Consider the following 11,409-nt stretch of genomic DNA (forward strand, 5'->3'; position numbering starts at 1 on the left):
GAACACAGCCACCCGCGTATCCACTATCCGCTATCTACTATCCACGAGGAATATCATGTCTAATCGAGCCAATACCATCACTTCATCTGCCAAACGCAGTTCTTTGTCCATCGCCATCAGCACCGCCATTGTTCTTTTGATCGCAGGGGCTGGCACCGTAGGCGCAATCCGGGTCCAGGCCAGCAATACCGACGCGAAAGGCGCACCGCCGGCAACGACCGTTGATGTCGCCGAAGTCGTCAGCCGCAATATCGTTGACTGGCAAAACTATTCCGGCAAACTGGAAGCCGTCGACAGGGTAGAGATACGCCCGCTGGTTGGTGGCACGCTGACAGCCGTACATTTCAAGGACGGTAGCCTGGTCAAGAAAGGTGATTTGTTATTCACCATAGACCCGCGTCCGTATGCTGCTGAAGTCGCCAGGTTCCAGGCGCAACTGGCCGCCGCCGAAGCACGCGCTGCCTATACAGGTTCTGATGTGGCACGTGGTGAACGACTGCTGGGCGAAAATGCCATTGCCCGCCGTGACTTTGAAGAAAAACAAAATGCTTCGCGTGAAGCTGCCGCCAATGTACTGGCAGCACAGGCAGCTTTAAAAACCGCAAAACTGAATCTTGAATATACCCAAATCACGGCACCTGTTGCTGGCCGCATTTCGCGTGCCGAAGTTACTGTGGGTAATGTCATTGCCGTCGGTGCCAGCTCACCAGCTTTGAGTACGCTGGTTTCCGTCTCGCAGGTGTATGCATCTTTTGATGTGGATGAACAAAGCTTTTTGAAATACGTCAATCCGGCACAGGCAAAAAATACCCAGGTACCAGTCTTCCTTGGCCTGGCCAATGAAGAAGGCTATTCCCGCCAGGGCAAGGTAACTTCCATCGATAACCGTGTTGACACCTCATCCGGGACCATACGCGTGCGTGCAGTGTTTGAAAACCAGGATGGCTTGTTGCTACCTGGTCTGTATGCCCGTATTCGCCTTGGTGGCAGTGCGCCGCATGCAGCATTGATGATAGATGAAAAAGCAGTAGGTACAGACCAAAGCAAACGCTTCGTGCTGGCAGTGGACAAAGACAATCACACCGCTTATCGCGAAGTACGTCTGGGCACCAGACAGGAAGATTTGCTGATCGTTGAATCTGGCCTGAAAGCGGGTGAACGCATTGTCGTCAACGGCTTACAACGTACACGTCCCGGTGACACCATCACGCCGAACATGGTACCGATGAGCAAAGTGGCTGCTGCGCCTGCTGGATCTCCTGAATCTGCTGCACCCGAGACGGCTGCCACAGCAGAAAAAACTGCTGCCAAAAAGTCTTGATCGTTACGTAAAAAATATAGACAACGAAATCTATCATGAATATTTCAAAATTCTTTATCGATCGCCCCATCTTCGCCGGGGTGCTGTCGGTAATTATCTTGCTGGCCGGTGGGCTGGCCATGTTTCAGTTGCCCATCTCGGAATATCCCGAGGTGGTGCCGCCTTCTGTCGTGGTACGGGCGCAGTATCCCGGCGCCAATCCCAAGGTGATTGCAGAAACCGTGGCTTCGCCTTTGGAAGAATCCATCAACGGCGTGGAAAACATGCTGTACATGCAGTCACAGGCAAATAGTGACGGCAACCTGACTGTTACCGTCAACTTCAAGTTGGGTGTAGATCCCGACAAGGCGCAGCAACTGGTGCAGAACCGTGTCTCGCAAGCCTTGCCACGCTTGCCTGCTGACGTGCAACGTCTGGGTGTAACGACCATCAAAAGTTCACCTGCATTGACCATGGTTGTGCATCTGATTTCACCGGACGACCGCTATGACATGACTTATCTGCGCAACTATGCAGTGCTGAATGTCAAAGACCGGTTGGCACGCATCAAGGGTGTGGGTGAAGTGGGCTTGTTTGGCTCTGGCAATTACGCCATGCGCGTCTGGCTGGATCCGCAAAAAGTGGCACAGCGTGGTTTGACTGCTTCTGATGTTGTCAACTCCATACGCGAACAAAACGTGCAGGTTGCAGCGGGTGTCATTGGTGCATCACCAAATGTGCCGGGTACGCCCTTGCAATTCAATGTGAATGCGCAAGGCCGTTTGAAATCAGAGGCAGAATTTGCCGAGATCATACTCAAGACTTCTGCCGATGGTGCAGTCACCCGCCTGGCGGATGTGGCGCGCATAGAGCTGGATGCTTCTGAATATGGCTTGCGTTCTTTGCTGGATAATAAACCGGCAGTAGCGATACCTATCTTCCAGGCACCTGGTGCCAATGCGTTGGATGTGTCTGACCAGGTGCGTGCGGCGATGAAAGAATTGTCTGTAGACTTCCCAAGCTCAGTGCAATACAAGATCGTGTATGACCCTACACAATTCGTGCGTTCAAGCATTCATGCAGTGGTCGAGACCTTGCTGGAAGCGATTGCGCTGGTGGTGCTGGTGGTGATCGTGTTCTTGCAAACCTGGCGTGCTTCGTTGATCCCTTTGCTGGCCGTGCCGGTTTCCATCGTTGGTACTTTCTCGCTGATGCTGGGCTTTGGGTATTCCATCAATGCCTTGTCGCTGTTTGGCATGGTGCTGGCTATCGGTATCGTCGTCGATGATGCGATTGTGGTGGTAGAGAATGTGGAGAGAAATATCTCGGCTGGCTTGTCACCAAAAGAAGCGACTTACCGCGCCATGCGTGAAGTCAGCGGCCCTATCATTGCTATCGCCCTGACGCTGGTTGCCGTATTCGTACCACTGGCCTTCATGACAGGTCTGACCGGGCAGTTCTACAAACAGTTTGCGATGACGATTGCTATTTCGACTGTGATCTCGGCTTTCAATTCTCTGACTCTGTCACCAGCACTGGCAGCCATCCTGCTCAAAGGCCACGATGAAAAACCAGACTGGCTGACGAAAGTCATGAACCGCTTGTTTGGCCGTTTCTTTGATGCCTTTAACCGCATGTTCAATCGCGGTTCTGAAAAGTATTCCAAGGGTGTGGCTGGCGTGATCTCGCGCAAGGCTTCCAGCATGGTGGTGTATGTGGTATTGCTGGCGGCAGCCGTTGGTATTTCTTACATCGTGCCGGGCGGCTTTGTGCCGGGGCAAGACAAGCAATACCTGATCAGCTTCACGCAATTGCCCAATGGTGCGACGCTGGACAGGACTGAAAAAGTCATCCGTGACATGTCGGCCATCGCCTTGAAAGAACCGGGTGTGGAAAGTGCAGTTGCCTTCCCTGGTTTGTCCATCAATGGCTTCACCAATAGTTCCAGCGCCGGTATTGTTTTTGTGACGTTGAAACCTTTTGAAGAACGCCGCAGCAAGGAACTGGCAGCCGATGCAATTGCAGGCAAGCTGAACCAGAAATATTCAGCAATCAAGGATGGTTTCATCGCCGTCTTCCCGCCACCGCCTGTCATGGGTCTGGGTACAGTGGGTGGCTTCAAGATGCAGATAGAAGACAAGGGCGCATTGGGCTATGCAGAATTGGATGCCGCTGCACAAGCCTTTATTGCTGCTGCCAAAACAGCACCAGAACTGGGGCCCATGTTTTCCAGCTACCAGATCAATGTGCCACAACTGGATGTCAATCTCGACCGCGTCAAGGCCAAGCAACTGGGTGTGCCGGTGACTGATGTGTTTGACACCATGCAGATTTATCTTGGTTCCCTGTACGTGAATGACTTCAACCGCTTTGGCCGCGTATATCAGGTACGTGCCCAGGCAGATGCGCCTTACCGTGCCAAGCCTGAAGACATCCTGCAACTGAAAACCCGCAACACTGCTGGTGAAATGGTGCCGCTGTCTTCCCTCGTCAAGGTGACACCAAGCTTTGGCCCTGAAATGGTAGTGCGTTATAACGGCTACACAGCGGCGGATATCAATGGTGGCCCAGCCCCCGGTTATTCGTCGAATCAGGCGCAGGCTGCGGCAGAGCGTATTGCTGCCAAGACCCTGCCTGCCGGTATCAAGTTTGAATGGACGGATCTGACTTACCAGCAAATCCTGGCTGGCAATGCCGGTGTCTGGGTATTCCCTATCAGTGTCTTGCTGGTCTTCCTGGTATTGGCAGCACAGTATGAAAGCTTGACCTTGCCACTGGCAGTCATCATGATCGTGCCCATGAGTTTGCTGGCTGCCCTGACTGGTGTCTGGCTCACAGGTGGTGATAACAATATCTTCACCCAGATTGGTCTCATGGTGCTGGTGGGGCTATCGGCCAAGAATGCCATCCTGATCGTGGAATTTGCACGGGAGCTTGAACTGCAGGGCAGCACACCCTTGCAGGCGGCGATTGATGCCAGCCGCTTGCGTCTGCGTCCTATCCTGATGACATCCATCGCCTTCATCATGGGTGTAGTGCCACTGGTGATTTCCAGCGGCCCTGGTTCCGAGATGCGTCATGCTATGGGTGTGGCGGTGTTCTTTGGGATGCTGGGTGTGACCCTGTTTGGCCTGTTCCTGACACCGGTGTTTTATGTATTGCTGCGTACTCTTGCAGGTGGCCGCAAGCTGCATTCTGCTGTCGTGCATGAAGCACCAGCCATTGCACATGACTACACTCATGAGCACGCTACTGTTAAAGTTTGAGAGAGCATGATGATGAATACAATCAAACCCCTGAAGTCGGCTTCATCCCTGTTGATGTTATTGCTGGTGCTGGCTGGCTGTTCAGTTGCACCGACTTATCAGAAAGCGGAAGTGACAACACCTGCTGCCTATAAAGAAGTGCAGGCAAGCAGTAACTCGAGCAACTGGAAAGAAGCACAACCTTCAGAAGAAGTTGCTCGTGGTGAGTGGTGGAAAATCTTTGCAGACGACAGTCTGAACGAGATGGAGGTTCAGGCCATGGCGGCCAACCAGAATCTCAAAGCCGCTGCTGCACGCCTGAAGCAGTCACGTGCCTTACGGCAGGATGCACGTGCTGGCCTGTTCCCGCAAGTGAATGCGGGCCTGGGTGCCAACCGTGGGCGTGCTGCACCGGCGTCCCAGGGTTTGCCTGACAATACCAGGATGCCTACCAGCACGACTTACAATGCCCAGCTTGGTGCATCGTATGAGCTGGATCTGTTTGGTCGCGTGGCTTCCAGCATAGATGCGGCAACGGCAGATACGCAAAAGAATGAGGCCCTGTTCCAGTCCGTACAACTGGCTTTGCAAGCCGATGTAGCCCAAGCCTATTTTTTGCTGCGCGAACTGGATGCAGAACAGGCTTTATATGCTGCCACGGTAGAACTGCGCTCGAAAACCCTGAAGCTGGTACAAACCCGCTTTAATGAAGGCGATATCAGCGAGCTCGATCTGGCCCGCGCCAAAGCAGAACTGGCAACGGCACAGTCTGAATCGCTGGGCCTTGCACGCAGCCGTGCGGTGGCAGAACATGCACTGGCAGTCTTGCTGGGCAAGACACCGGCAGAATTTAATTTCTTGCCACGGCCTTTGTCGCGCATCGCTGTCAACATCCCGGCAGGTTTGCCATCGGCCTTGTTGGAACGCCGTCCTGATATTGCCGCAGCAGAACGCAGCATGGCTGCCGCCAATGCCCGTATCGGTGTGGCACGTTCAGCCTTTTTCCCAAGACTGGATATCACTGGTTCCGCCGGTTATGAATCTGCCAGCCTGGGTGATTTGCTGAACTGGAGCAGCCGTACTTTCCTGCTGGGGCCTTTGTTGTCCATGCCCCTGTTTGACGGTGGTCGTCGGCAGGCCAGTGTGGACAGGGCAGGGGCAGTCTATGAAGAAGATGTCGCCAATTATCGTCAGACAGTACTGAATGCCTTCAGGGAAGTCGAAGACAATCTGGCCGACTTGCGCATACTGCGTGACCAGACCCAGGCACAAGACAATGCGGTACAGGCGGCAGAGCGTGCCGCCAAGCTCTCGCATGTGCAGTACCGCGAAGGCTCGGTCAGTTACCTGAATGTCATCGATGCAGACCGCACCGTATTGCAGCAACAGCGCATCGCCGCACAACTGGATGGTGCGCGTGCCAAATCGGCAGTCAGTCTGATACGTGCCATAGGCGGTGGCTGGGATAGTCGTCACACGTCAGACACTGTCACCAGTGATGCAGGTACCAGGACCCACGTCGCGAAAGCCGATTAACGTTCCCTTCGACCAGAGTGTATTCTGGTTTTTACAGCGCACCTGTATTGGTATCAATGCAGAGTGCGCTGTTTTTTTTGTTCTAGTAATTGACCGGATAATCCTTGGGAAACTTGCGTCCACCAAAGGCTTTCTTTTGCGTCCAGTCCTGCGGTGGCGTGGTCCAGTAAGAATCTGTTTCTGGTAAGCCCAGCGCAAGAAAGCCTTCGGATGCCAGATACATGCTGCCGTTATTGGAATACCAGTCGCCCAATTCTGGTTGATGGCCGACAAAACCTATGGTCAGGAAACCATCGCTGGTGAAATTGCTGGGTTCGGTCCAGACCGCCTTGTGAACTGCCTGCATGGCGGCGCGTACCTGGCCTTCTGGCAGGCTGGGGGGCAATTGTTTGCGCCAGGCTAACAGCCCCAGCGGCTGGAATGCTGCTGTCCTGTAGGTAAGCGAGCGACCGATGGGCGGGTAACTTCCTTCCGGCGATATGAAACGTTCCAGATGTTCACTATAACGCTGCATGCGTTTCAGGGCTTGCGCCTGCAAGTCTGCCGGTTTGGCGTTCCAGAATGGCCCTTTGAACTTGACCAGCACTTCCAGCACTTCATACAGCATGGGGTACATCACGAACGAATTGTAATAATCGAAGTGGAAGGCTTCACCATCCTTGATCCAGCCATCACCGATATACCATTCATTGATTTTACGGATGGCGACATTCATGCGCATGGGGTCATATTCTTCACCTATTGACATCAGCCAGGCTTCGTTCATCGCTGCGAACAGCATCCAGTTGATGTAGGGTGGTTCTATCCGGCGCAGGCCTTTGATCTCGTTGATGATACGCTGTTTGGTGATGCTGTCCAGCGGCTCCCACAATGCCTTGGGAGCACGCATCAGGGCATTGGTGAAATAGGCTGAATCCACCAGCGCCTGGCCGTGGCCTTTCCATAACAGATAATCCGGACTCTTTGGGTCTACCGAATGCGCATAGCTTTGCAGGGCCATTTGTTGCAGGCGCTTGCGTGTGCGGCCTTCGGGTGTATTGTCTTCTGGCAGGCCCAGCCACGGGGCTGCACCTGCGATCAGGCGACCAAAGCATTCCAGGTAGGCGACCTGCTTGTCGCGACCATCCCAGGTCGGGCTAAGCTCCAACTGAAACTTCTTTTGCAATTCGCCTTTTGCCATGGCCGACAACACTGGCTCCGCCATTTTTTGCAACAAGCCTGCCATATAGGCACGGTCGTTACCATTGTCAGGCAAGGTGGCAGCCTGCACTTGTGTGCTGCTTCCCAGCAAGCCGCTCACGGCAGAGCCTGCTACCACTGCACGCATAAAATGTCGTCGTTCCATGTCTTCCTCTTGTTATGAGTTTGCGTAATTATTTTTTTAGCTTATTGTTCAACTTAATCCTGAACAACCAGAGTATCAGCGACATATACTCGATAATGCCTGATGCGGCCGGTGACATTGTCAGCACCCTGGCGTGGCGTATAGCGTATTCCGGCCACCTCAACCTGTTTTCCCAGGTCGAGAATCAGTCTGTGTGGGTGGGCACCGAACGGTGGCTTGCCACTGTAGGCAGAGTGCCAGTGATCGGTGATCTGTCCATTGATGGCATTCAAGGCCGAGCCGTCTTCCTTGTTTGCTTCTTCGCTGCTGACGTAGGCGATGGTCCAGCTGGATTGATTGAGTGTCTTGCCATCTACCCCCAACAAGGCCAGTTCCGCCACCGATGCAAACTGTTTGCCATCGAAGGCATCCAGTGACTCCAGACACAACTGGCGTCCGCGTACGGGTTTGTCGAAACGTACATCCTGTGTCGCACTACCGGGCTGGAATTGTCCTTCTTGCGCAGGTGTCAGGCCATCCAGTTTGGGCTTTGCTGTATTCGGTGGGCGGGGCAGGTCGCGTTCGGGATGCAGTTGATCGAGTATAGGTGTGCTCAGCCCGGCAATGCGTGCGCTTTGTGGTCCTGTCAGGTCCAGCACCACGACTTCGTTGCGACCAGGTTTGATCCATGGGCCGGGCAGGTACATGGTCTGGGTTGGTCCTATGCTCCAGTACCGCCCCAGACAACGGCCATTGACCCATACCACGCCCTGACCCCAGGTCGACATGTCGAGGAAGGTGTCGCCACTGGAGCTGACATCAAAACTGCCGCGCCAGAATGCCGGACCTGCTGATCCAACAGAACCTTGTGGACGCCCCGGCTTCCAGGCCAGTGGTGGCAGTTTGCCATCGACATCGAAATCAATGGCGCGGATTTCCCAGTTTTCCAGTGCCTGTGCCTGGCCATTTTTTGGCTTGAAACTGACAGGGCCGTGCAAGCCTTTCCTGTCGTGGATTTCTACCCCAAAGTTCACCCGGGCGATGGTGTACAACAGAATGTCCACCGTGACAGGCTTGCTGCGCGCCGCCAGCTCAACCCGAAAACGATTGTGGCGGGTATCCATGGTGCCGGCCTGTTTGCCATCCACATACACCCAGGCCAGATCGCGGACCTTGGCTGCTTCCAGTACCCCTGCTGGTCCAGCCGGCAGTGTGACGCGGTAGGCCACCAGGCCACGGCTGATGTCGTACTGTTCTATCGGCTGTGGTGATGTAGTCTTGATGACACGTGGCGGCAGGTTGGCAAACACGCTGGCAGATTCTTTTAGCGCAAAGGCGGCAATCTCTATCACTGACATGCGCGGCGGTACCGGTGGCAAGCTTTCACCTTCTGCCAGGAAGGGTTGAATACCATCGCGATATGCCTTGAACTTTTCACCTGTCCATCCTGCTTCGCCGATAGGGGCGTCGTAATCATAGCTGCTGGTATCTGGACGGAAGGGGCGGTCGCAACCACCCCATAAACCAAAGGTGGTGCCGCCATGCGCCATGTAAAGACTGAACGAACCATTGGCTTTCAGCATGGTCTGGATATCGGCAACCGCCTTGCTGGCATCGCCACGGCGGTGTGGCGCGCCCCAGGTGTCGAACCAGCCTGAATAAAATTCCCCGCACATCAGCGGCCCCTGCTGTACCGAGGCGAGTGCCTTGAACCCGGCCAGGGGTTGACTGCCAAAATTGGCGACTGAAAACAGTTCGGGGATATGTGATTTGACGACCGCATTGGTCGGATTACATTGAAACAGGGGCACGTCAAATTTTGCGTCAAGCAATGCCTGACGCATCACCCGCATGTATTCGAGGTCTTCGCCAAAGAAGCCATATTCGTTTTCTACCTGCACCATCAGAATCGGACCGCCCTGGCTAATCTGCATAGGTGCCAGTACACGGCCTACTTCGTGCATCCAGCGGCGAGCCGGTTGTACGTATGCATCGTCACGCGTGCGCAGGAAATTGTCTTTGGGGTGCTTGAGCAGCCACCACGGCAAGCCACCCATTTCCCATTCGGCGCAGGCATAGGGGCCGGGGCGCAGGATGACCCACAAACCTTCCTGCTGGGCGATGCGACAGAATTCGGCGGCGTCGCGCTGGCCGCTCCAGTCATATTGTCCTTCGCGCCATTCGTGATAATTCCAGAACAGGTAGGCGCACACGGTGTTCAAACCCATGGCCTTGATGGCTTGCAGCCGGTGTCGCCAGTATTCTCGCGGCACACGGGCAAAATGTAATTCGCCACAACGGATTTGCAGGCGCTTGCCATCGAGTAAAAAATCGTTCTGGCCTATCTGAAAACGCGATGATTCTGCTGCCTGTACTTTGCCTGCAAGTGGAAAGAGCATGCTGCCAACGGCTGCTGCTGCGCCCTGGATAAGACGTCTGCGCGGATGATATGTGCTCATGATCTAAATAGTTGACGTGGGGATGATACGCATCACTACGCAATCACCATTTTAGGACTTACGCAAAATTGTCCCAACAAGGCGTAGCGACGAAGACAGTACTTTAGTACGGTTAGGAGCTACAACGTAGTTGGGGCGGTTTTGCGTACGTCCTACATTAATAAAAACAAAGGCAGCCTACAAGGCAACCTTTGGTGAAACGCCCAGGACAGGAGAGGCAAACCTGGACGGAATAAACGATACCACTACAGCACACCATCAGGCGCCGGATTGGCAGGCGTCGCCGCTAATGATCAATAAACCTGATCATTTCAGCCGCCGCCAGCAAGAAAGCACCGACGCCGAAGGATGTGGATGAATTCTGGTCTATGGTTTGCCCCGGTATGGCACGTTCACCAATAGGCTGTACGTAGCCGATCTTGCCACCCGGCTGCAATGCGACTGTACTCAGGTAGTGCCAGCTTTTCGTGACTACCGGTGTGTATTCTGCTTTATCAAGGTAGCCATGATTCATGCCCCACAGATATCCGTAGGTAAAAAACGCAGTGCCGCTGGTTTCCCTGCCAGGTGCCTGGGCCGGGTCCAGCAGGCTGCGGGTCCAGTAGCCTTCTTCTTGCTGCAATGGTTTCAGGGCTTTGGCCATACCCTGGAAGCGTTTCACGAACAGAGCATGGCTGGGATGGCTTGCAGGCAGGTCGGCCAGTACTTTCGCCAGGCCGGCAAATACCCAGCCATCACCACGTGCCCAGAAATCCTTGCCGCCATTTGCGCTCTTATGTTTGGGGTAGAGATATTTGGCATCGCGGTAATACAGATTGCTTTCCTGGTCGAACATCAACTGGTCGGCAAACAGAAAATATTCCTGAAGCTTGTCCAGATAACGGCGGTCACCGGTGACTTTATACAGCTTGGTCATGACCGGCATGACCATGTACAGGCCATCGACCCACCACCAGTAGTCATTGTTGGGCGTACTCATCTGGTATTCCATGACTTCGCGCGCTCGTGCTATCTTGCGCGGGTCTTTGCTGGCATCCAGATTGTAAAGGTCTATATACGTCTGGTAACTGACTTGCCAGTCGCCAAACATCACATGTTCATCGGTCTCGCCATAGTTGTACTTCCAGCTGGCCTTAATATCCGAATTGGCAGAGCGCCAGCGGTTGTGTTCTGCCCATGCAGTCGAGTAATCACGGTAGGCAGGGTTGCCTGTCAATGCATAGGCTTCCATATTGCCGGTGTGATAGGTGGCGATGTCCCAGAATGGCGATTGTGCAGGTGGATTGTTGCGCTGCCAGTAGCCGTTGGCCAGATTCAGCGCTGCCATCACTTCGGCCCTGCTGGTAGCAGGTATGCTGGCTGACTGTTTGACTGGCACCGTGCTGCAAGCACCTGCCATCAGCGCCAGACCTACCATCGCTGCCTGCAAATATAGACGTCTCGTCATAGGTGGTGATCTTTCGTCGTGATCTTTGTTAAAACTGGAAGGTGGCGGTGGACAGGAAAAATGCCTGTCCGCCTTGTGCCACAGCTTGCTGCATTCGT

At 54.2% G+C, this 11,409-nt stretch carries 6 protein-coding genes; 3 read left to right on the forward strand and 3 right to left on the reverse strand.

Features of this window, described 5'->3' with window-relative positions:
- The first annotated feature begins 55 nt into the window (after positions 1-55).
- Genes ACO0LK_RS17450 through ACO0LK_RS17460 form a run of 3 tightly spaced genes read left to right on the forward strand, consistent with a single transcriptional unit; the run spans position 56 to position 6,081 of the window.
- Positions 56-1,321 (forward strand): efflux RND transporter periplasmic adaptor subunit, encoded by a 1,266-nt coding sequence (locus ACO0LK_RS17450; RefSeq protein ID WP_422977217.1) that lies wholly within the window; start codon positions 56-58, stop codon positions 1,319-1,321.
- A gap of 35 nt (positions 1,322-1,356) precedes the next feature.
- A complete protein-coding gene (locus ACO0LK_RS17455) occupies positions 1,357-4,566 on the forward strand; it encodes an efflux RND transporter permease subunit (RefSeq protein WP_422977219.1) in 3,210 nt (1,069 codons plus the stop codon).
- A gap of 9 nt (positions 4,567-4,575) precedes the next feature.
- Positions 4,576-6,081: an efflux transporter outer membrane subunit gene (locus ACO0LK_RS17460; RefSeq protein ID WP_422977221.1), complete on the forward strand. Its 1,506-nt coding sequence runs from the start codon at positions 4,576-4,578 to the stop codon at positions 6,079-6,081.
- An 82-nt stretch (positions 6,082-6,163) separates the two neighbouring features.
- Here ACO0LK_RS17460 and ACO0LK_RS17465 read toward each other — a convergent pair whose 3' ends face one another.
- The 3 genes from ACO0LK_RS17465 to ACO0LK_RS17475 all read right to left on the reverse strand — a co-directional run bounded on the left by ACO0LK_RS17465 (position 6,164) and on the right by ACO0LK_RS17475 (position 11,311).
- The gene (locus ACO0LK_RS17465; protein WP_422977223.1) at positions 6,164-7,426 is read right to left on the reverse strand and encodes a DUF2264 domain-containing protein; all 1,263 of its coding nucleotides are present in this window, start codon (positions 7,424-7,426) and stop codon (positions 6,164-6,166) included.
- A gap of 53 nt (positions 7,427-7,479) precedes the next feature.
- Entirely contained in the window at positions 7,480-9,864 is a 2,385-nt protein-coding gene (locus ACO0LK_RS17470) for a beta-galactosidase (protein ID WP_422977224.1), read from the reverse strand.
- 286 nt (positions 9,865-10,150) lie between these two features.
- A complete protein-coding gene (locus ACO0LK_RS17475) occupies positions 10,151-11,311 on the reverse strand; it encodes a glycoside hydrolase family 88 protein (protein WP_422977226.1) in 1,161 nt (386 codons plus the stop codon).
- Positions 11,312-11,409: the final 98 nt, after the last annotated feature.

It is taken from the genome of Undibacterium sp. Ji49W (assembly GCF_049340205.1).
Taxonomy (GTDB): domain Bacteria; phylum Pseudomonadota; class Gammaproteobacteria; order Burkholderiales; family Burkholderiaceae_D; genus Undibacterium.